This window comes from Dyadobacter luteus, from assembly GCF_003383615.1.
GTDB lineage: Bacteria > Bacteroidota > Bacteroidia > Cytophagales > Spirosomataceae > Dyadobacter > Dyadobacter luteus.
The window spans coordinates 94,908-118,176 of the sequence record NZ_QNUL01000015.1 but is presented as its reverse complement, the minus strand read 5'-3'; the positions used below and the strand labels follow the sequence as shown (position 1 = coordinate 118,176).

General features: G+C 43.6%; 13 protein-coding genes. 5 read left to right on the top strand and 8 right to left on the bottom strand.

Annotated features, from left to right (window positions below):
- Positions 1 to 50 precede the first annotated feature (50 nt).
- Together DSL64_RS17890 and DSL64_RS17885 are read right to left on the bottom strand one after the other, a co-directional pair.
- Complete coding sequence (locus tag DSL64_RS17890) at positions 51 to 4,259, bottom strand: two-component regulator propeller domain-containing protein (protein WP_115832291.1); 4,209 nt, start codon at positions 4,257 to 4,259, stop codon at positions 51 to 53.
- A gap of 177 nt (positions 4,260 to 4,436) precedes the next feature.
- Positions 4,437 to 6,833 carry a TonB-dependent receptor gene (locus tag DSL64_RS17885; protein ID WP_115832290.1) on the bottom strand — a complete coding sequence of 799 codons (2,397 nt, stop codon included), beginning with the start codon at positions 6,831 to 6,833 and terminating at the stop codon, positions 4,437 to 4,439.
- 254 nt (positions 6,834 to 7,087) lie between these two features.
- Between DSL64_RS17885 and DSL64_RS17880 the strand changes: the two genes are divergently transcribed.
- A complete protein-coding gene (locus DSL64_RS17880) occupies positions 7,088 to 8,452 on the top strand; it encodes a DUF6055 domain-containing protein (RefSeq protein ID WP_115832289.1) in 1,365 nt (454 codons plus the stop codon).
- Between the two features lie 269 nt (positions 8,453 to 8,721).
- Here DSL64_RS17880 and DSL64_RS29300 read toward each other — a convergent pair whose 3' ends face one another.
- The 4 genes from DSL64_RS29300 to DSL64_RS17860 all read right to left on the bottom strand — a co-directional run bounded on the left by DSL64_RS29300 (position 8,722) and on the right by DSL64_RS17860 (position 13,759).
- Positions 8,722 to 9,048, bottom strand: a complete 327-nt coding sequence (locus DSL64_RS29300) for a transposase (protein WP_229217133.1) — start codon at positions 9,046 to 9,048, stop codon at positions 8,722 to 8,724.
- A 273-nt stretch (positions 9,049 to 9,321) separates the two neighbouring features.
- Positions 9,322 to 10,755, bottom strand: coding sequence for a TolC family protein (locus tag DSL64_RS17870; protein ID WP_229217130.1), 1,434 nt, complete (start codon positions 10,753 to 10,755; stop codon positions 9,322 to 9,324).
- A complete protein-coding gene (locus DSL64_RS17865) occupies positions 10,755 to 12,092 on the bottom strand; it encodes an HlyD family secretion protein (RefSeq protein ID WP_199539429.1) in 1,338 nt (445 codons plus the stop codon). Before DSL64_RS17865 ends, DSL64_RS17870 begins: the two co-directional genes overlap by 1 nt.
- Before the next feature lie 2 nt (positions 12,093 to 12,094).
- Positions 12,095 to 13,759, bottom strand: coding sequence for a peptidase domain-containing ABC transporter (locus DSL64_RS17860; RefSeq protein ID WP_229217129.1), 1,665 nt, complete (start codon positions 13,757 to 13,759; stop codon positions 12,095 to 12,097).
- 145 nt (positions 13,760 to 13,904) lie between these two features.
- Here DSL64_RS17860 and DSL64_RS17855 point away from each other — a divergent pair, with 145 nt between their 5' ends.
- Complete coding sequence (locus DSL64_RS17855; protein WP_115832287.1) at positions 13,905 to 14,576, top strand: TetR/AcrR family transcriptional regulator; 672 nt, start codon at positions 13,905 to 13,907, stop codon at positions 14,574 to 14,576.
- 31 nt (positions 14,577 to 14,607) lie between these two features.
- Here the strand turns inward: DSL64_RS17855 and DSL64_RS17850 are convergent, their stop codons facing one another.
- A complete protein-coding gene (locus tag DSL64_RS17850) occupies positions 14,608 to 15,084 on the bottom strand; it encodes an SRPBCC family protein (protein WP_199539427.1) in 477 nt (158 codons plus the stop codon).
- Positions 15,085 to 15,240: 156 nt separating this feature from the next.
- Here DSL64_RS17850 and DSL64_RS17845 point away from each other — a divergent pair, with 156 nt between their 5' ends.
- Both DSL64_RS17845 and DSL64_RS17840 read left to right on the top strand, forming a co-directional pair.
- On the top strand, positions 15,241 to 15,849 hold the full coding sequence (locus DSL64_RS17845) for a gluconate 2-dehydrogenase subunit 3 family protein (RefSeq protein ID WP_115832286.1): 609 nt from the start codon (positions 15,241 to 15,243) through the stop codon (positions 15,847 to 15,849).
- A gap of 10 nt (positions 15,850 to 15,859) precedes the next feature.
- A complete protein-coding gene (locus tag DSL64_RS17840; protein ID WP_115832285.1) occupies positions 15,860 to 17,575 on the top strand; it encodes a GMC oxidoreductase in 1,716 nt (571 codons plus the stop codon).
- Between the two features lie 67 nt (positions 17,576 to 17,642).
- Here the strand turns inward: DSL64_RS17840 and DSL64_RS17835 are convergent, their stop codons facing one another.
- Entirely contained in the window at positions 17,643 to 20,132 is a 2,490-nt protein-coding gene (locus DSL64_RS17835) for a glycoside hydrolase family 95 protein (protein WP_115832284.1), read from the bottom strand.
- A 557-nt stretch (positions 20,133 to 20,689) separates the two neighbouring features.
- Between DSL64_RS17835 and DSL64_RS17830 the strand changes: the two genes are divergently transcribed.
- Entirely contained in the window at positions 20,690 to 23,254 is a 2,565-nt protein-coding gene (locus DSL64_RS17830) for a TonB-dependent receptor (protein ID WP_115832283.1), read from the top strand.
- Positions 23,255 to 23,269 lie beyond the last annotated feature (15 nt).

The following is a 23,269-nucleotide window of genomic DNA, read 5'->3' as shown; positions in this document are numbered from 1 at the left end:
GAATCGGGCATTTTTAACTAAACATATTTAAAAATATGGTCACAAAAATTTTATTTCGATTTGAAAATATCCTTGTTGAGTGGATGTCGTTCGTGAAAGGGTTTTCTGTATTTTTTTATATATTCTGATGGCTTCATACCAAAGAGTGCGGTGAACTGAATGCGGAAGTATTTGACGTCATTGATGCCTACCTGCTCGGCAGTTTCGAGTATGGTAGTGTCGGTACTGATCAATATTTCGGCTGCGCGCCTTAGTCTGATAAACCTGATGAAGCTATTTGTCGACTGGCCCGAAATAGACTTGATCCGGTTGTACAAAGTGGAGTGGCTCATCCCGATTTCAGAAGCCAGTACTTTGATGTTGAACTCCGGATTTGTGATGTGTTGTTCAACGATAGAAATACATTTTTCAAGAAACTCTTTGTACTCCGGAGATATCTTCGAGTCGCCCGATTGCAGGGTGATTTCGTTGTAAAAATACTTTTGCAGATCACTTCTGCTTTTCAACAATGAAGCCACTCTGGCTACGAGTAAATCTTTGTCGAATGGCTTACTGATGTAGTCGTCGGCACCTCCTTCGATACCTTTCAGTCTGGATTCCTGAGACGAGCTGGCGGTCAGCAGTACGACCGGAATATGGCTTACCGAAATGTCCTCTTTCATGCGCTCACACATTTCGATACCTGTCATCCCGCCCATCATCACATCGCTGAGTACAATATCCGGGCTATGTTTTTTTACCAATTCAAGGCCAAGCTCGGCACTGTCAGCTTCAAGTAATTTGTATTGATCGCCAAAAATACCAGACAGATAGGTGCGCATTTCACTATCATCATCTACCAGCAGCATCGTTTCCATTTTTGCGTTCAGCTCTTCACGAACAGGCCGACCCAGTTTTGTTCTTTTAGAATCCTTTTCAGTTTCAAAATTTGCCAGTGACAGTTCTTCCAGAAAAACAGAAGATTTGTGTCCGGCGCCATCTGGTTTTATAACTGATTGCAGATCAGGATGATTTTTTGGCAATGTTATCGTAAAAATGGTACCTCCTGAAGGATTAGGTTCGTAAGTCAACGTTCCGAAATGGGTCTCTACAAATGTTTTTGCAAGAAACAATCCGATACCAAAACCTCCCTTTGAAAGTGCCCGTTTATCCGGATATTGGTCAAAAACAGAGAAAATTCTTTCTCCAGCATCTGCCGGGATTCCTATACCGCTGTCTTCTACCATGATACTGATTTCATTGTCCCGCTCAGACAAACGCACCAATACGGTTCCGCGATCAGGTGTGAACTTGATCGCATTCGAAATGAGATTGAATAGCGCGATTTCCAGTTTTTCGCTATCAGCATTGATCTCAATATTTTCATTTTCACAGATCAGCTCGTACCGGAGATGCTTTTGTTCGGCCTGATGCAAAAAGTAAGAAAAGACTTCGTTGAGTAATGGTGGCAGGAGATGTGTTCCAAGGTGGAGTTCATTCTGTTTCTGGTCTGCCTTGCGAAATAGCAGGAGCTGGTCTACCAGACTTAACAGCCGTTTAGAGTTCCGGTAAATAATATTCAGGTTGGCGCTGTTATCATTGTCCTGTTTAAGCAGCAACTCTTTTACAGGGTTTATGATTAACGTCAGCGGAGTTCTGAATTCGTGAGAAATGTTCGTGAAATAGGAAATTTTCCTTTCATTCAGTTCCTTTTCTTTTTGTGATTCCAGCTGTGCGAGGCTTACTTTATATTTCAGAGCAGCTTGTCTGTTCTTGTATTTTTGGTAATAATAGATTAAAAAACCTGCTCCCAATACATACAAAACAATCGCCCACCAGGTCTGGTACCAGGGGGGCAGGATCCGGATTCTAAGTGTACTCTGTTCTTCTGACCAAACTCCGTCCTGGTTGGACGCCTTTACTCTGAATGTATAGTCTCCGGGAGACAAATACCTGTAGGTAGCAGTACGTTCGTTTTTTACATAGTTCCAATCGTGATCCAGCCCGTCCAGCTTATAGGCAAACTGGCCTTTCTCCGGATAAGCATAGTTTAATGCAGTATACTGGATGGAAAATACTGATTCGTCAGGCTTCAGTGTAATACTTGAATAGGGATTGATCTGCTCTTCCAGAATGACTCTGCCATTTTGTATGCTGCCCACTTCTACATCCTTCCCGAATAGTTGCAGACCGGTAATCAAAACCGGGGGCTTATAGGATGATAAGTGGATATCTCCCGGATTAAAAATATTCCAGCCCTCAGTCCCACCGAAAACCAGAAAACGATTATCAGGGCCAGCCAGGAATGAATTTGGGTTGAATTGACCAGCCTGTAGTCCGTCGCTATGATCAAAGTTTTCGATGCGGTTGGCACCGAGGTCAATCAGGGACAACCCCCTGTTGGTGCTGATCCAAACGCGTTTTTCATTTTCAGCTTGAATCGCATTGATTACGTTGTTGGCCAACCCGTTTCGTTCATTGTAGCGTTTAACCTGTTTGTTAGGAATGTCGTAAAGCACAAGCCCGTTTCCCTCAGTACCGATAAAAAGGCGATCCTGGTTGTCGAGATATAGTGAAAAAATGATGCGGTTTGAAATCAGAAATCCTTGCCTTGTGCTGTTGAAGAATTGAGTAAAACGCAGTGTTTCAGTATTCAGGTAATTAAGTCCGCCGCCATACGTACCAATCCAAAGGTTTCCTTTTTTATCTTCAACAATCGCCCGGACGTCATTGGCATTAATACTGCTGTTACCCGGAACAAACTGTCTGAAATTTCCGGTTTTGCGGTCAAGCAAACACAGTCCGCCACCATTTGTTCCCACCCACAGCCTGTTTTTAGAGTCTTCATAAATGACACGGACATCATTTACCGGCGGGCTTCCCGGTTGGGTAGTATTACCGGGAAATCGGGTAAAGGAATCGTTATCAGCATTGTATAGAAATAAACCTTTGGAATAACTTCCAAACCAAAGATTGCCTTGCCTGTCGCGATGAGCTGCAATGATTGCTCCATCCGTGAGGCTGCCAGGCCGACCGTCCACCTTGTAATGTTTGAGTAACTGCCCCGAAGGAGTTGTTTTGTATATGCCATCACCGTCTGTCCCCAGCCAGAGATTTCCCTGTTTGTCAGTACACATTCCGTAGAACCTCAGATAGGCCTCCGCCCGTGAATCGGCAATTCTTTTCTGGAAAAGGGTGAATTTCTCGGGAATGCTGCCTATCATGTACACGCCTTCGCCGTATGTACCCAACCAAATATTCTGATATTTATCAAGAAACATGGTCTGAACCGAGCGCTGCGTAATTCCTTCGTTCTGCGTGTTTTTGACCAGAATGAATTCATACTGAGACACAGGTTTACTATGGAACTTGTTCAGGTCAACACTGTAGACACCTCCATCCTGCACGCCCACAAAGAGTATACCTGCCTTATTTTCCAACAGAGACAGATAAATGTTGCTTTTGTGGAAAGTAGAAATGTTGATCTGATAAAATCTGCTTTCCTTTCGCTGGTATACAAATAATCCTTTTGCGGATGCAATCCATATATTTTTGAAATGATCCTCAAAAACCTGATGAATACGTGTTTTGGGAAGAATGCTGAAATCTATCCGGGATTTCTTCAGATTTCTCTGAGCGTCGGTTTCAAAGAGTTCAACACCGGTTTCTCTGGTACCCAGCCAAAGCAATCCATGAGAATCCTCAAAAATATTCAGAATGGAATTGGTTTGTAATCCGGGCAGATTCTTTTGGTCATAAAATCTATACTTTTTGTTTTTCTTGTTAAAAGAAGCAAATCCGGATCCGTTTAATGATATCCATAAATCTCCGTTTCTTGCCTTTGATATATCGCTGACATCATTATTGATTCCCCTTTTCTGGGAAGAAGGAAGGTATCTGACAAATTTTTCCCGGCTGGTAATGAACTCGCTCATACCATTTCTGGAGGAAATCCAGAGGGTACCGTCCGGATCTGCAAGAATGGACTTTACATAATTTCCTGCTATACTGTTGGTATCCTGTGGATTATGTTTGTAAACCTTGAAGTCGTGTCCGTCGAACCGGTTGAGTCCATCGCCGGTAGCAAACCATAAAAAGCCCTTATTTCCCTGGGCAATGTCATTTACAACGCCATAGGAAAGCCCCTCCTGAATACCGTAGCGCGATACTTTTCCTAATCCCTGTGAGAAGGACTGGCAGAGCGTATGAAGTAGAATGAAGGTAATCCAAATGAATCTGTTAAAGCGCCCCGTCTTCCTCGTCCTGTTATTGTTTGTCATTGAAGCTGATACCGGCCTTGCGGCCCTCAATATAAATACGATACAAATTTATATACGTTTTCATATAACGAGGCGGATCGTAGAAGAATTCTTAGAGCGTTAAAAATATGTTTAAAAAGCAACAGGCAGCTACCAAGAGCTGCCTGTTGTAAAGTCTTATTTTGATTTCATAATGAATCAACCGTTGCCTTCTCCGGATTTCTTATCATCATTGCTGATTTTCTTTTTCTGACGTGGTGATCCGTTCATTTTACCGAATTCATATTTGAGATTAACTCTCCAGCCCCGGCGGTACATGGCTACATCCTGAGTTTGCCGGAAATTGGCACCGTTAAAGTCATTGCGCCACTTGATAGTATCGTTGAACGGATTGTCATAACCGACACCGATGGTGGCTTTTTTCTTCAATATTTCTTTTTGTACGACCATATTGTAAAATCCGAATGCGCCGAACCTGCCCTGAAGATTCACTTTCGCAGAATTATAGAAGCCAAAGAATTGCGCTTTGAAACCTTTACCCAGATCAATGGTGGAATTCAGGTTGATGCGGTACATCCAGTCTGCATTACGGGCTTGTAATTCTTTGCTCTCTAAAATGTTATAAAAGAGGTTTAGCGAGCTATTCACTGACCATTTTTTCGTGATTTTTGTATTGGCACTCAGGTTTACTCCATAAGCCGAATTTTGCGCAACATTCTGGAACAACTGCAACAATACCCCTTCACTGTCTACCGTACTCACACTCTCGATGGCATTGTTGGTTTGTCTCAGGAAAAATGAAGCATTCAGATTGGTTTCCTTGATGTTAACCGTGTAATTGGCTTCCAGAGAGTGCGTTAGTTCCGGTTTGAGATATGGATTCCCTCCATATTGATTTTTAGAATCCGACTGATTGATATAAGGATTCAAAAAGAAAAACTGGGGACGCTGAATACGCTGTGTATAGCTGAAACGAACCTGCTGGTCTTTGGGAAGGCTTTTTGAAAGACTGATATTGGGAATGAAGTTGCCGTATGAGTTTGAGAATGAGCTGGTCTGATTCAAAAAGTTAGCCTGTATGAAAGTTTGCTCATAGCGCGCGCCGAGATTAATTCCCCATTTCTTTTTGGGCGTACGGCTGTAAACGAAATAGGCGGATGCCACTTGTTGTGCATAATCAAAAACATCTGCCAGTGACGGAATATTAACAAAGTCCGTGGAACCGTCCTCTGCCCTGGCAATACGGTAGTCGCTGAGAATGCCTCTGAATATGGCTTTTGAACCCATTTCAATCGTGCTGATGCTGTCGATCGGATTGGTGAAATCCAGCTGAATAGTCCCTTCCTTATTATTGCTGATATTGTAGCTCTTTTCCCTGAAATAGGTCAGATTAGACTCATTTGCCAGATCTGACCAATAGTCGCTGTCTTCCTCTTCAAAAGAGTACATCATCAGCAGATTAAGCTCCTTTTTAGGTTTCTTAAATAATCGGGTATAATCCAGATTTACAGTAGCTCCGGCCCAGTCATAAGTACGGCTCATATCGCGTTGGAAAAACTGAATCAGGTTTCCCTGGCTGATTTCCCGGAAGTTGATATCAAACCCATTGGTATTGATACCATTGTAGTAATTGAGCCCTGCACCAAGGCGGTTCAGGGTGTCGATATCCCAGTCCACATTCAGGTTGCCATAAAAATTCTTTCCTGAGCCGGCAACAAGTTGTCCCTGATTCTGATTGCTGCTGACACCCTCACTTTCAAAGTTTCGGATAAGGTCGATTGTCCTTTTATTTTTCCAGTCGCTGAAACCACCGTTGGCAGCGATAGAAATACTTTTCATTCGGTGATTAATAGAACCATTGTACCAGTTATTCCAGCGGCTGAAGTTGGGGCTGATCGATCCATTGGTTCCCTGCAAGCTATTCTTTTTGGTGATGATATTGATAATGCCGGCAGTCCCTTCTGCATCATATTTTGCAGAAGGCGAGGTGATTACCTCCACTTGTTTGATGATGTCTGCGGGGATCTGTTTCAATGCATCCGAAACACTTCGTGCTACAATGCTTGAAGGCTTATTATTGATCAAAACTTTGATGTTACCGCTACCGCGAAGCTGCACATTGCCTTCTATATCCACGGCTATAGAGGGGATACGTTTCAATACATCAGTCGCATCACCTCCTTTGATACCAATATCCTTTTCCGCATTGTAGACCATACGGTCGGAGCGTTCTTCGAAAAGACCTTTTTGTTCGGTTACGGTTACTTCATCCAGTTTTTTTGTATTGGACACCACCAGGATTGTGCCCAGGTCGAGGTCTTTGGTTACATGAACTTTTTCAACGATTTTGGTGGTGTAGCCCAATAATGAAATCTGAAGTGCATAATGGCCAGGCTCCACTTTGTCGAAGTGGAATCTGCCTAGGGAGTCGGCAGTTGTTCCTTCAAGGATTTTGTTGTTTTTCATCAAAGCAACTGTCGCGAATTCAGCGGGTACTTTGCTGGAGGAGTCGGCTAAAATGCCGGTTAATCGGGACTGTTGGGCGAATGCCACAGAAGTAAAAAGCGCCAGAATTAGGGCTGGTAGAAATTTCATGGTAACATGGTGATTAGGGGTTAGTTTAACGAAATGGTGCGTGTGTGTCCAATTGATGGAGTAAGGACACTTTAGTTTCTCGAATGTTGCAGACTGTGTGAAAAAAACCTATAACCGGAAATTTGAACCCTCGCAATTGGCTGAGATTAACCGATATAACGCGGATTTTAACCTATCCGCCAGCGGTTAAAGTGAGAGATATTGGAAATGCTATATTTATGAGATTAAATCATTTATTTCTCTATATAGCACAAATGGAAAGTAAAATTTTTCTGAAAGCCGCCGCCGTCCTATTTTATATTGGTGGGTTAGTCGTCACGCCTGTGACGTCTTTTGCAGATGGCCATGACAAGTCGAAAGAGGTAACGAAAGAAAAGGAATTGTATATTCCTGCAAAAGTAATGAAGGTGCCGGACGGTAATGACTATACCAATGATGCCAGTGAATATAGTTTCAAGCGTATGGTTCAATCTGATAATATAGCGATTTTCTGGAATAAGGAATTTGGGCAGGACCCCACAAAAAATCCGAACGAAAAAGCACGGTTTGATCCGAAGGCTGCGCTCAGAGAGTGCGAACGCTTCTATGATTATTACGTGAATGATCTTAAAATTGTTCAGAAAGGCAAATCGCTGACGGATCAGTACAAGATGATTCTTTATGTGTTCGGAGGGGAAGAACAAACAGCATTTGGCGGAGGTGTTGAGAATAAAATAGGAATTCTGTGGACGCCGGCTGTGCGTATGTCAAAAGCACCTTATGGGGCGCTGGCTCACGAACTGGGTCACGCTTTTCAATATATGGCGAGTTCTGATAACAAAAAGGGACCTCGTGGGCCTATCATGGAAATGTCTGCTCAGTATATGCTCTGGCAGGTTTATCCGGAATGGATGACATTTGAAAATTACCACCTTGTGAACTTCATGAAGAAAACGCATTATGCCTTTCTTCATCCTACCAATATGTATCACTCCCCATATGTACTTGAATACTGGTCGGAGAAGCATGGGAAGGAGTTCTTTGGGAAATTGTGCAGAGAAACAGAACAGGGAGAGGATCCTGTGGCAACCTATAAGCGTATTACTAACACAGATCAGGACAAGTTCAATGATGAAATTTTTGATGCTGCCCGTAAATTCATGACCTGGGATTTGAAGAGGGTCGAAAAAGTGGCCGCTCAATATGCAAATCAGCATACAACCAAATTGAACGAGGTTGGAGACGGATGGTATAAAGTGGATTCTACCAACTGTCCGCAGAATTATGGGTATAATGGTATCCCATTGCAGGTTCCGGCTGGGGATGCAAAGCTTCATCTGAATTTTAAAGGAATGGCCGGTGCCCCTGGATATGCGAATGTGAAAACAGATAAAGCGGGATGGCGTTATGGTTTTGTGGCGCAGAAGAAGAATGGAAGCAGGGTATATAGTGATGTATACAAAAATGCAGAAGGAGAGGCAGAGTTTGCAGTTCCTAAGGATACTGAGCATCTGTGGTTAGTTGTAAGCGGAGCTCCTGCAGAACATTGGGCGATACCGTTTGGGAGACAAAAATCGCCATCACCGGAAGAGCAGTGGCCGTATCAGTTTAAGTTGACGGGGACGAAAGTTTTGCGCTAACCCTGATTTGTAATCGGGGTTGCATGGTTTAGCGTTTGCAACGCGTATATAAAAATTGGCATTGCAAACGCTGAGCCTCAGCCGACCCGATTATAAATGGTGTCAAGGTGAATCTCCAGCGGCTCTATATCAACTTTACATCTAAATATCCTTTTTGACCACAGTAGTTTTTTGCTGAACTAAAAAGGTAATGCTCTGCCTCTTCAATAATCAGTGCCCGAACCGGATTCTGATGAATGTAGTAAAGTTTTTGCATAGCAAACTCATAATTAAAGCATTCGGTAGCATGATTCCCATCTTGCCAAAATTTGTACTCTTTGACATTGGTTTTGAACTTTCTGGCATATTGAAATCTGTAAAGCATCCAATCTCTCCTGCTTTCTGATTCTTTTCGATGTAAATTTCTTGAAATCCCGGATGATGTCTGAAAGTTGAAACCCCTCCTTTGCGGCTGTGAGCATATGCAGATGATTGGACATAAGGCACCAGCCATGTATGATCAAGCCCTTGTTATTCTGACAATACCTGAGAGCTTCAACAATGATGAATCGGTATTCTTTTCTCGAAAAAACGTCTACCCAATCAACTGCTGTCATTGTGAGGAAGTAATTTCCATTTTGATTTCGTATAAAATATTGAGATGAGGCCATGATGGGAATTTTAGGTTCATGGCTATGACGTTACGTCGGAGGATTTGTAACTCGCTAACCCCGATTTGCTATCGGGGTTAGCTGGCTTAGCGTTTGTAACGCTTTTATAAAATTTGCATTGCAAACGCTGAGTCATAGGCGCCACGATTGCAAACTGGGTTAAGTCGCGTTACAAACGCTAAGCCTTGTCCGACCCGATTACAAATCGGGCCGAGCGCGCTACAATGCCAGCAACCCCGCGCTCCATTGCAAGGCGTAAATTGTTTTGAAATACTTTGTCTTCAATTCCAGCAATTTTTGTTGCGCTTCGAGCGCTTTATTTTCTCTGGTATTGATCAGGAACAGCGAACTTTCTCCACTCTCCAATTTCGCTTCTTCTGCTTGTACCAGGCGCTGATAGTTGATATAGTTATTGCTTTGCAGGGCGATCTGGTTGCGCAGGTTAGTGAGTTCGTTGTAATAGCTTTTTACCTTAACCTGCACACTTAGCCTTTTCTGATCAAGGTCGAGTCTGGTCGACTCAATTTTGATCTTCGCTTTTCTGTATTCCCCGCGTCCTTCAGAAAGACGGAGAGGCAAGGCAAACTTAAATCCGTAGCGGTAGTTGTTATCAAAAAATGGCGTCAGATATTCACTGCTGACAATGCCGTAATCTTTACTCAGGTGATTGTATGTGAAGTCAGCTTTAGGCAAAAGCATTTGAAATTTCAGCTTCTTTTCAATATCAAGTGCATCCAGTTTAAAATCATATATCTGAAGCTCCGGATGACTTTTGTTGGCCACACTCAGCAGTTCTTCCAGACTCGTATTGAAGTTTTTGACGGCCTCTTCATTTTCCCAGCCACCTTGTGGAATAACTGTGACCGGCAGGTCATAAGGCTCAGTATCTTTTGTCCATAAAAAGGCAGATAATTCAAGGCCGGTATTCTGAAATTCCAGCCATCGTTCATTTTGCTGATACTGAAAACTTTGTAGCTGGGCCAATGCTTCTACGGTATCAATTGCGGCAGTTTCGCCATTTTGAAAAGACTGGCGTACGAGGTCAAGCCTTCTTTGGTTGATTAGTACCGTATTTTCTACAATTTTAAAGATTTGGTAGGAGCGGACCCATAGCCAATACGCGTCCATAGCGTCCATCAGCAGGTTGTTGACTACCGCCCGTTGTTCCGTCACGGCCATGGTGTTGAATATGCGCGCTTGTTTCAAAGCAGCTCTTCGCTTATCCATTAGTAAATCTTTGGCTAATGGCACGGTTACGCCTATGTAACTTGATTTTCCGGCGGTCATGGTAGGATCCAGCCGGCTTCCACGCAGATTTTCGAGTCCGCTTTGTATTTCAATCCCAAACCAGGTGGGGATGGTGATTTGGGGGGAAGTTTGCTGGTAATAGTTGGTCCCGGCAAATCTCTTGCGGGAAAGGTAAGCGCTGATTACCGGATCAAATGCGCCGCGGGCCACGAGCAGTTCAGCCTTGGCTTGATCAATATGTAAGTCGGTCTGCCTTGCAACCGGATGATGCTTCCGTACAATTTCCAATACCTCTTCTGCATTCAGTTCCGGTATGGAATCACGGGTCTGGCCTGCACTACGCGTATATAGCATGCAGGCTAGCAGCAGCACGACCGTAAAGACAATTTTATGAATATGTAACATTACTTGATTTTCACTTTTTCGTTAGCCTTCTGCTCCTGAAGGTTGTAATAGTCGGGCGGGAAGCCATTGATATTCCGCCATAGCTCGTACCAAACCGGTACGTCTTTTAGCAAGGCAATGCCCTGAGCTCCTGTTCCCAGTTTGAGTTGAGCGGGCCATTTTTTGTCTTCTGTATCGTCTTCTTCTACCAATACGCGGAACATACCGTTTGGACTTATCGTGTTTTCATAAGCCACAATTTTCCCACCAAAGGTTCCGTAGCTGTTGTTGGGCCATCCACTGAATACAATTGCCGGAAAACCGTCAAACATAAACCGTACTTTTTGTCCGACGCTGATCAGCGGTAAGTCCACCGGCTCGACATACATTTCTACAGCGTAGTGTACACGTGTTGGTACTATAACAGCAATGCGTTCTCCGTCTTTAAGTATTTCGCCGATCCCCGCTTTATTAGCCTGTACGATCTGACCGTCCTGTGGAGCCAGAATCGTGTACATATCGTTACGAATGATATAATTGCTTACCTGATTTTCAAGTTTTGCCACTTCAGCTTCTCCTGTCGTAACATTACTCATACTCTGGAAACGATCTCCTTCTGTTTTGCTTATTTTTTCCGCGTACTCCTGTTTTACACTGTTCTGCTCAATACGTGTATTGATGACCTCCTGCTGGGTTTGTGCCAGTTTGTTATCTACCATTACACGCTTGGCCAAAGCATTCTGGAAAGCCAGGTTACGCTGTTGCAGCTGGGTTTGAGATACCAGCCCATCTTCATACATCTTCTGCTGGCGCTCGTACTGGTTTTTGGCTAGTTCGTATTCATTTGTAACAGCTTCCAGTTCTGCTTTCTCTGATGCGAGTTTGTTGTCCAGCTGTTTAAGTTTGTTATTTAGCTGATCAATTTTTAGTTTCTCTGATTCCCTCAGCGCTTCCATCTGAACCGATGCCGTTGCTGCTTTCCTTTCATAAAACTCAATCGTACCTTTTTTCGCTTCAAGCTGTTCACGTGTCCGGCCAATCAGGTTGGGATCAAGGTAATCTTCCTTAATCTCGGAAATGTGCATGATGGTATCACCCTTTTTTACGAATTCACCTTCCCGCACAGCCCATTTTACAATTTTCCCCGGGATAGGAGAGTTGATATTCTGTGCTCTGTGTTCCTGGTAAAGCGTTGTGATATTTCCCTTTGACTTGATGTTCTGTGTCCACGGCAGAAACAAGATCGCCAACAGGAACACGAGAAAAGCAAAGGACCATTTCGCTACTTTACTATCTTCGTTGATACGATATATCTGATCGAAGGACCTCAGAGGAATCTGATATTTTGCCTGATCCATTCTTAGTTGTTTTTAGTGATGTTTACAAATCCAGCCTGAAGAGAAAGTGTGTAATCGCTTTCTTCTACGAAATCTTTGTCCTGTGTGGCAACGATTACGGTCACATGCGGAGGTCTGTTTTTTAGATACGAAATCAGGTGCTCTCTGGTTTCCGGCCCCATGTGATCCCATGGTTTTTCCAGGATCAGCACGTCAGGTTCGGTAACGAAAGCACGAAGTAGCAGAATGCTTCTCAGCGTACGCCCCACCAGTTTCTTACCATTCGGATTCACGATGGTGTCGAGTCCTTTAGGTAATTGCTTGATGTATTCGATAAGACCGGTTTGCTGAGCCAGGTCAATGATGTGTTCGTGCGTTACCGCCTTGTTACCCATGCTGATATTTTCGAAAACACTGCCTCCGAATATTTCTTTCTGGTTCAGGTACAGACCAAAATGCCCGCGAAGCGACTTGTTCTCATAGTTGGTCAGCGGTATATCGTTAACATTAAATATACCCTCAAAATCCCTGTAAACGCCGGCGAGTAACTTAAGGAGTGTCGATTTTCCTGTAGATTCTCCTGTCGCAATGGCAATTTTGCTACCTGCCGGAATTTTCAGACTAAGATTCTGTACGATTTTTCGCGTGCCAGGGAAACCAAACGTAAGATTGTCTAATTCGATATTCAGTCCGTTTTTTACCTGGCTTATATCCAGTCCGTTATTGGACTCTGTCAGCCCTTCCGTTACAGATGCCAGTTTTTCAAGGCCAGTTACTACGTCATAAACGCTTTCAAGGCTTACGATCAGTTTTTCAACGGCTCCGATCACCGTAAGTACGACGATCTCGGCGGCGATGAATTCACCAATATTAAGTTGCTGGCTCAGCAAAAGATAAGTACCTACCGAAAGCATGGCCAGGGTTATCGCTACCTTGAAGAAAACCAGTGTCTTGAATTGAAACAACAGTACCCTGAAGTGATCCGTACGCGAGTTCAGGTATTTGGTGACATAATTGTCAGTGTTGGTCAGATTGAGATAAGAATTCCGGTTTACTTTGAAAGGCGTAATCACACGTGCCATTTCTGTAAGCCACTCAACGGTCTTGTATTTGTACTTACTTTCTTCCAGACTTGAATCCAGACCGTCCTTACCTGTCATGTAAAAGATAAGCCATAAGATCAGCAAGAGGAATAAGCCGAATATGATAAAGAATGGGTGGTAAATGCCCAAAAGCAACAGGCCGAACACAATCTGAATACTGGCAACTGGCACATCTAATAATAATTTCGACAGCCCCTTCTGAACATTCAGGGTATCAAAAAACCTGTTCACCTTTTCGGGGAGATAAAGGTTATCTGTTTTGATGAGATCAAATCGCGGAATGATATCGGCAAATTCGAAAGCATTTCTTGCAAAGATCTTTTGCTGGATTTTTTCGATAATCTTCATCTGATTAATCTGGAAAATACCTACCGCTGCTACGCCAAGTACAACAAGAAAAATCAGTACATATATTGAAGTCACCATAGCTGCGCCCAGTACAAAGCCGATAATGGCTTGAATTCCTACGGGTACGCTGAGTTGTCCGAGTCCACTCAGTATGGCATAAAAGTATATCGATACTATTTCGGGTTTCTCCAGCTTTATGAGGCTCCAAAGCCTTTGTAAGGGAGTCATTTTTTTCATGAAGCGGTTTTTTTCTACAAATATAACATTAGTAACGAAAAACAATAGTAATACTATTGCATAAAGTAGTTATAATATTTCTAATGATATTTTAACTTTTGTCCGTAGAATTTTTGCAACTTTGCAGAAACATTATTCACGCGGCATGGAATTTCAACTTACTTTTCACCTTAATGAGAATATCTATCTTCGGGATCCAGAGAAGAGCGAGATAGGTAAACATATTGTAAAAAGTGCGATTGATTTAATTTATGATCTTGGTTTTGAGCATTTTACATTTAAGAAGCTGGCGGTAGAAATTCATACAACGGAGGCTACTATTTACCGCTATTTTGAAAACAAACACAAATTGTTGCTGTATATCCTTAACTGGTATTGGAGCTACATGGAATTTCTGCTGGTGTTCAAATTGCAGAATGTGGAGGATAAAAAAGTAAAATTAAAAACCATTGTAGAGCTCCTGACGCATGAACTACCTGAGAGTTCGGGGCAGCTTGACTACAACAAAAAGTTTCTTAACCATATCGTCATTTCTGAAAGCAGCAAGGTGTATCTGGTGAAGGAAGTGAGCGAGTACAACAAAAACGAGGTTTTTAAACCCTATAAAGATCTTTGTGCAAAAATTGCCGGAGCTATTACGGCTTATGATCCTGAATACGCATATCCTTATTCTCTGAGCAGCACGCTCATAGAGACGGCACATCATCAACAATTTTTCTGTCAGTTTCTGCCCAAACTTACGGATGTCAATCCGCAGAACAAGAGTGAGTTTACTTCTGATTTTCTGACCGATCTGCTTTTTAAAGTTTTGCACTAAACCGTTTTATCGGTTATTACACCATCTTATATTAAGCTCCATGGTCGGATACTTCCTTCGGGAATTTATCTGCGATGAGATTCAGATTGATGTTAAATTCCAGCCATGCTTTTGCTCCATCCAGTACTGTTGTAAATCCGCCCGTACTATCATTGATAACAGCCCAAAGCTCAGATCCTTGCTGAGAAAAACCAGTGTTGGTGATGCTTACATAAGTGGAGTTGTCAGACAAGGATTGGAATGAGAAAACCACTTTGGTAGCAGGTTCACCCCAACTGATGACGATTTCTTCGTCCGGTTTAATTTCTTCGATATGTACCTCTGTCGACACATTGTACATTTCCCATTCCCAGACTATTATTTTACCTGCCTCCAGTTTACCACTTCCTTTTGTAAACCAAAAATTCCTGGTGATTTCAGGATCGATGAACGCATTGAACACTTCATGCACAGGTTTTCTGATGCGCATCTGAGCTGTTACGGTCGGAGTTTGATCTGTGCTGGGCATCCTTCGGAGCAGGTTATGTTAAATTTCGTGTAATTATAGTCAAAATTCAGTAAATGAATCGGTAGAATCGGGAATACTTGTGTTTTATACAATTATTAAAACACAAAAGTATTTTGCTTTAATACCATTTGTTGTAATCACCTGAACTATACAATCATGAACAGACGGGAAGTACTTAAAAGCGTCGCAATAATGCTGGGAGGTGCCTTTTCGGCTCCTACCTTACAGGCGATGGATGCATGGGAGCAACGAAACCACCACTCGGGAAAGAGCTCCGGAGCCGAATTTTCTAAAGCACAAGAGCAGATTATTGCTGAAGTAGCGGAGATTATCATTCCCCGCACGGATACGCCGGGTGCTGCCGACGCAGGTGTACCCGTATTTATAGTGATGATGTTGAAGGATTGTTACCGCAAACCTGAACATGAAAGCTTTGCGTCAGGTTTACAGGATCTTGAAAAGAGTCAGTTTCTGTCGCTCAACAAACAACAGAAGGAAACAGCTATTCGCGATCTGGAAGCCAGAACCGTTGAGTTGATGAAAGAATATCAGGTACAGCAGACCAAAATGGGCGATAATGAAGACCGTGAACAAATGAAAGAAGTGGCAAAGGGTTTGCCGTTCTGGAGACTGATGAAGGAACTTACCTTGCTCGGGTATTTCACTTCGGAGGCGGGAATCAAGGGCTCCTTCGAGTATGTGCCTATTCCCGGAAAGCTGGAACTTATCAAACTGAAACCTGGTCAAAGGGCTTACGCTTATTAAACTCACCACCATGAACTTAAATTTACAAGTTAATAAAACGCACACCTTTGATGCTATTGTAGTAGGGTCGGGGATGACAGGCGGCATGGCTGCCAAAGAACTTACTGAGAGAGGGCTAAAGGTTTTGATGATTGAGCGGGGGCGGGAAATCAAGCATATTGAAGATTATGAAACTGCCATGAAGGCTCCCTGGGATTTTGAGCACAGGGGAAAGGTTTCTATTCATTCGGCGGAGGAATATTGGGCTAATAATCGCTTCGGCTCATTGGCGAATGAAGAAACCTCTCCGTTTTTTACAGACGACAAAAAGAATCCATACATAGAAAAACGTCCTTTCGACTGGATCAGGGCTTATCATACGGGAGGGAAATCGATGCACTGGGGACGTCAGTCATACAGGATGTGCAGGGAAGATTTTGAAGCCAATGCGAAGGAGGGAATCGCTGTTGACTGGCCGATCCGCTATGATGACCTGGAGCCATGGTATACCCACGTTGAAAAATTTGTCGGTATCAGCGGACAAAAGGAAGGCTGGGATGTACTGCCCGACGGCCATTTTCTTCCTCCCATGGCTATGTATGCACCTGAGCGCCATTTTCGGGATCAGATGAAAAAGAGCCTTAACCGACCGGTCACCATAGGTCGTATTGCCAACCTGACCCAGCCACAATCCTGGCATACCGAACTGGGGCGTGCTGCTTGCCAGTACAGAAGCAAATGTGCCAGAGGATGCCCTTACGGAGGATATTATAGTTCTATAGCCGGCTCAATACCGGCAGCAAGGAAAACGGATCGGCTGACGGTATTACACGATACCATCGCCACAGAGATCTTGTATGACGAAAAGACGCAAAAAGCAAAAGGTGTGCGCGTAATCAATCAGCATACAATGGCGGTGGAAGAATTCTTTTCCAAAATCGTTTTCCTGAATGCAGGCTCCATGAATACAGCCGGGCTGATGTTGAATTCGGTTTCAAACCGCTTTCAGAATGGTTTCGGGAATGACAGCGATCAGGTGGGCCGTAATATTATGGATCACCATTTGGGGGTAGGAGCTAACGCAACGGTGGAAGGGTTTAACGATGATTATATATTCGGTCAAAGACCTACTGCCTTGTATATTCCTCGTTTCCGGAACTGGAAAAGTGATAAACAGGATTTTCTTCGTGGTTATGGTTATCAGGGAGGAGCGAGTCGTGCGGATTGGAAAAGGGGGATAGGTCAGGATGGCTTTGGTGCATCCTTTAAAGAAGATCTTACGCGACCGGGAAATTGGAACATCGGTTTCGGAGGTTTTGGTGAAGTACTGCCTAATCCTGAAAACAGGATGTTTCTGGATAAAGAAAAGAAAGACAAATGGGGAGTACCGATGATCGTCTTTGATGCTGCTTTTGGCGAGAATGAAATCGCCATGCGAAAAGACATGATGCGCTCAGCGATGGAGATGCTGGAAGCGGCTGGTTTTAAAAACATTACTGGCAACAACAGACAGGATACGCACCTGGGATTGGGTATTCACGATATGGGTACTGCCCGTATGGGAAAAGATCCGAAAACATCCGTCCTCAATAAATACAATCAGGTTCATGCAGCCAAAAATGTGTTTGTAACGGATGGCGCTGCAATGGTTTCATCAGGTTGTGTGAATCCTTCTATCACCTATATGGCTATGACCGCACGTGCGGCGGATCATGCTGTGAAGGAGCTGAACCGGAAAAATTTGTAAGTGGATATAAAGTAAAATCCCCGCCGTCCTGATAAAGGAGTGGCGGGGATTTTTGTATATCTTGAATTTAAAGTGCTGTAACCTGATAAGTCTTTCCAGCTTGCGTTTTGAAGGTATATACAAATCCCGAATCCGTCTTTTCTTCCTTCGCAGTTACTCCGGTAAATTTGACAGGCTGCAAAGTTTTGATTACACACTGATCACCATTCAGTGATTTGATGGAAGATGAAACCAGTTTCCCGCTTTTCCATTTCATATCGACTTCAAATCCGCCACGCGCTCTGAGTCCTTTCACAGAACCTTCTCTCCAAACTGAAGGCAATGCAGGTAAAAGCTGTATTTCTTTCAAATGGCTCTGAATCAGCATTTCGGACATACCTGCGGTTCCGGCAAAGTTACCGTCGATCTGGAATGGCGGGTGTGCGTCAAAGAAATTAGGATAAGTTCCGCCACCTTTTGAGCTGCCGTCAGCGTTCACATATTGCATCAATTGGCGAATCAGTGTATAGGCGTGATCTCCATCCAGGAGTCTCGCCCAGAAGTTGATCTTCCAACCTTTACTCCATCCCGTTCCGGCATCACCCCTGATGGCAAGCGTACGTTTGGCCGCATTGAAGAATTCAGGTGTTGCGGGCGATATCTGGCGTCCGGGATGTAATCCGAACAGGTGAGATACGTGGCGATGCAGCGTATCTGTTTCAGGGAAATCCTTATACCATTCCAGTAACTGTCCTTTACTTCCAACCTTTAATGGATAAAGTTTTGCACGTTTGTCAATCAGTAATTTTCTGAATGCATCGTCATTGCCCAACACTTCAGCCGCATCAATCAGGTTGGAAAACAAATCATAGATAATGGACATATCCATAGTGGTCGCTACCGATACTGCCGCTGGTTTTCCATTTGCATCGCGGAAAAGGTTTTCGGGAGAGGTGGAAGGAGCAGTGACAAGGTATCCGTCTTTATCTTCCACAAGCCAGTCGATGCTGAACAAGGCAGCCTCCTTCATTACAGGATAGGCTTTTTGCTGTAAAAATGTCTTATCTCCAGTATAACGGTAATGCTCCCACAGATGCTGGCAAAGCCAGTTGCCGCCCATATACCAGTTGGCCCATACAGGATCACCGGCACCAACATCACCTACAGGATTGGAAAGTCCCCATATATCCGCATTATGATGTGCTACCCAACCTTTTGCGCCGTAAAATTCCTTTGCAGTTACTTTGCCAGTCTCCGAAAGGTCTTTGATCCAGCTCATCAGCGGCAGGTGCATTTCTGAAAGGTTAGTCACCTCTGCCGGCCAGTAGTTCATCTGGGTATTGATATTGATTGTGTAATTAGAGCTCCATGGCGCGCGAAGTTCCTTGTTCCATATACCCTGCAAGTTGGCTGGTGGTGTTGCCGGTAGGCCATATTGCGCGGGTCGTGATGAGGAGATCAGTAGGTAGCGGCCAAACTGATAATACAGCATCTCAATACCGGGATCGTAATCTCCTTTTGAATATTGCTGCAAGCGTACATCGGAAGGAAGTTTGATATTCGGGTTGTTTGCCGTGGTGTCGCGTACATTCAATACCAACCGGTTGTAGTAGGATTGATAGTCGGAGGTGTGCGATTTGAGCAGGACTGGGTAGGTCTTTTTTAAGGCTTTATCCAGAAAAGATTTGGCCAGCGCATTCTCGTCTTTTCCTTCCTTGCCAGGACATTTATCAAAACCATTAAAACTGGTGGCTGCAGCTACATAGAGTAATACTTCTGTAGCACCATTTACTGTGATTCCACTTGTATCAGTAGAGATCTGTCCACCCTTGTTTACGGCTTTCATACGGAATTGAAATCTGGGCCCATTACAGCCAGATGGATCTTCGTAAATGATGGGTTGCTGATCCTTCGGATTGTAATAACTCGGGTTCACGTGCGCAGGCGCTTTTCCTTTCAGAACCAGCTCTTTGGTTTGAGAGGCTTCCACTGTATACTTCAGCTGGCTTGTTGCTGCCACTTTAAAGTTTAGTTGTCCGGGTTTGGATGCTGTAAACCGAACCAGCATTACGTTGTCGGGTGCAGAAGTGAAAATTTCTCTTTTATATTCTATACCATTGATTGTAAAGTGAGTAGTTGCCGTTGCATTTGCAATATCCAGGTCGCGGTAATACGCAGTTGGTTTTGCATCTTTGAAATCCTGAGTGATGGAAATATCACCCATCGGCATATAAGATTCCGTATATAAGCCCTGCATCTTTTTGGTAAGCTCATTCGCTTTCTGGTAATCCTGGTCTTCCAAAAGTGCTTTGCGTACCTGCGGGAGATAATCTACAGAAGCTGTGTTTACTTTGGTTTTCACCGGTCCACCCGACCAAAGCGTACTTTCATTCAATTGAAGTAATTCTTTCTCCACGCCTCCGAAAACCATAGCGCCGATGCGGCCGTTCCCGACCGGAAGTGCTTCAACCCAGTGTTTTGCAGGTTTGTCATACCAGAGTTTGGCATTGTTACTTTCTTGTCCGAAGGCTGTCAGGCAAGCGGTAAGCGACGCAGCCAGCATTAAAGTTATTTTCATACAGGTAAGTTATGTAAGGTCGTTCCTTTCGGAATATTGTCCGAAAGCGGATTGAATTGAAGGGCAAATTACCGTATTTCTTTCAACCTGATGTGTAGTAACAGGAAAGAATTTGCCTCTTAGTTCCTGTTTTTTTCGGTTAATAAATGTAACCGTTTAAAGAAAAGTAACTGTCTCTTTTTTCCTCAAATATGATTTTAATGCTATCTTATCTGAAGGTGAAGTCTTATGGAAACAGGCATTTGTTAGCATTTTGGTGAAAATTTATAAATTATTTTTAAAATTTAATTATCTGTAAATCAATTAATTGATTGTTAAAATTTTCAATACCTATAAAATCTACCAATTTTATATAGTATATATAAAAACAGATTGTACATTTGCATGAGAATCAAGATAAATTAGCATTTATGAAAAAACAGTTACTTCACCCTGCTTCCTGTTGCTGTTGTTAGCACCACATTCAAAGAATTGCGTCGAGGCGTGATTCTGCCGGTTGACACCAAAGCCGGTCAACACAAACAGAGAAGAAAAACACCACCAAAAAAATCATCCTAATGAAACAAGTTCTTAAGTCGGCCTTCCTCCTGACGGCATTGATCTTTCCGCTATTACTGTCTGCACAGGACAGAACTTTGATTAATGCCAACGTTACCGGTAAAGTATTGGATTCACGCAGCAACGAACCTCTTATCGGAGCGACTATTACCATTAAAGGAACTACCAACGGCGACGTAACTGATGCCAACGGGGAGTTCGAACTCGTTACAGGACAGACACTTCCTTTTACTTTGATCGTAACGTATGTAGGTTATTTGAAAAAAGAGGTTCTGATCAATGACAAGAAAGTAGAAATTCGTCTAGATCCTAACAATACACAACTGGAAGACGTTGTAATTTCATCACGTCGCCGCCAGGAATCGGCACAGGATGTACCAATTCCTATTTCCGTGATTGGCGGTACGCGCGCAGAAGACGCGGGTGCTTTCAACGTAAACCGTTTGAAAGAGCTTGTACCAACTGTACAGCTTTACGCCTCCAACGCACGTAACACAACTCTTAACATCCGTGGTTTGGGATCTACTTACGGTCTTACTAATGACGGTATTGACCCGGGTGTAGGATTCTATGTGGACGGTGTTTATTACGCTCGTCCGGCGGCAACAGCCTTGGATTTTATTGATATTGAGCGCGTTGAAGTACTTCGTGGTCCACAGGGAACACTTTTTGGTAAAAATACAACAGCAGGTGCGTTTAACATTACAACCCGTGGAGCTAGTTTTGATCCGGGTGCCAGCTTTGAGCTGAGCTATGGGAATCTAGGTTTTGTTCAGGCAAAAGCTTCTTTGACAGGGCCGATCAGCAAAAAACTGGCTGCACGCGTTTCTTTCACAGGTACACAACGTAACGGTACTTTCTACAACGAGCATACGCAATTGCCGATCAATGATATCAATAATATTGGTGTAAGAGGTCAGTTGCTTTATAAGCCAAATGACAACATAAATATTACATTAATCGGAGACATTTCTGATCAGAAACCAACTGGTTACGGATGGCCGGTAGCAGGGGTGGTAACCACACAAAGAGCTGCTTATCGTCAGTTCAACGCGATTATCAAGGACCTTAATTACGAGATTCCTTACAAAAGTGCATTCGAACGTAAGTTAGATCTGGATACGCCTTCGAAAGCAGATAACCAGCTTGGGGGTGTCTCTGTAAACGCAGATATCAAAATCGGAAACGGTACACTTACTTCTACCACAGCATGGAGATATTGGAAATGGGTTCCTTTGAATGACCGTGACTACATTGGTTTGCCGGTATTTACGATTTCTTCTGGTAACTCCAAGCATGACCAGTGGTCTCAGGAGATCCGTTACTCAGGAAAGATTTCTCCGAAATTGAGTGGGGTTGTGGGAGTATTTGGTTTATGGCAGGATCTTACTTCTGATCCGGTTCAGACAGAAGAAGCAGGTTCTGCTCAATGGAGATTTGCTCAGAGTTCAACAAGTGCATTGTGGGCAACTCCGGGATTGTTTGACAACTTCGGTATTCGCACTACCAACCGTATCAAAAGTACTTCAGTGGCTGCTTTCGCACAGGCTGACTGGGCTATTACTGACAAACTTCATGTACTACCAGGTGTTCGTTATAACTACGACAAAAAAGTGGTTGACTACAGCCGTGTAGCTTATGGCGGTTTGCAAACAACTGACCCTGCACTGTTGGCATTGAAAAACGGTGTTTATTCTAACCAGGCATTCAATACGGATTACGCAGAAGGAAATTTCTCAGGACAGGTTTCTGTTCAGTATAAAGCAACAAACAAGGTAAATGCTTATGCAACTTACTCGATTGGTTACAAGCCAATTGGTGTGAACGTGGGTGGATTGCCAAGTGCAAACGGACAGGTTTTGATTGATCTTGCAAGAGTGAAGCCTGAGTACGTAGCGCACAAAGAAATTGGTATCAAAACCAAACCGTCTCCTAACTCGGTGTTGAACCTTACGTTCTACCGTTCTGACATCGACGATTTCCAGACGCAGGTGCAAACTCCGGAGCCTGGTGTGAACCGTGGATACCTTGCTAATGCTGAGAAAGTACGTGTGCAGGGAGCTGAATTGGATGGAAATATCCGTTTTGGTGCTTTCACCTTCAATGCTGCTGTTGCATATACAGATGGTAAATATGTGAAATTCACGAACGCGCCTGTTCCTCTTGAAGAAGTAGGTGGGGCTGCAGCATTCAAAGACATTTCAGGTGGTCGTCTGCCAGGTATTTCGAAATGGTCGGGATCTGCAGGAGGTGAAGCTGTTGCAAAAGGAACTTTCCTTGGATTGAAAGGTAACTACTTCGTAGCTGCCGATGTATTCTACCGCTCAGGTTTCTCATCGAGCCCGTCACCATCTCAATATCTCAACATTGACGAATATTCTCTGACGAACGGCCGCATTGGTTTCAGAGCATCGAACGGAGTTTCTTTCTTCCTGTGGGGCAGAAACCTGTTTAACAAAAATTATTACGAACAACTATTGGCTGCTCCTGGTAGCTACGGACAATATGCCGGAATCGTAGGTGACCAACGTACCTACGGTGTAACAGTAAGATATTCATTCTAATCCAATGAGTAAAGA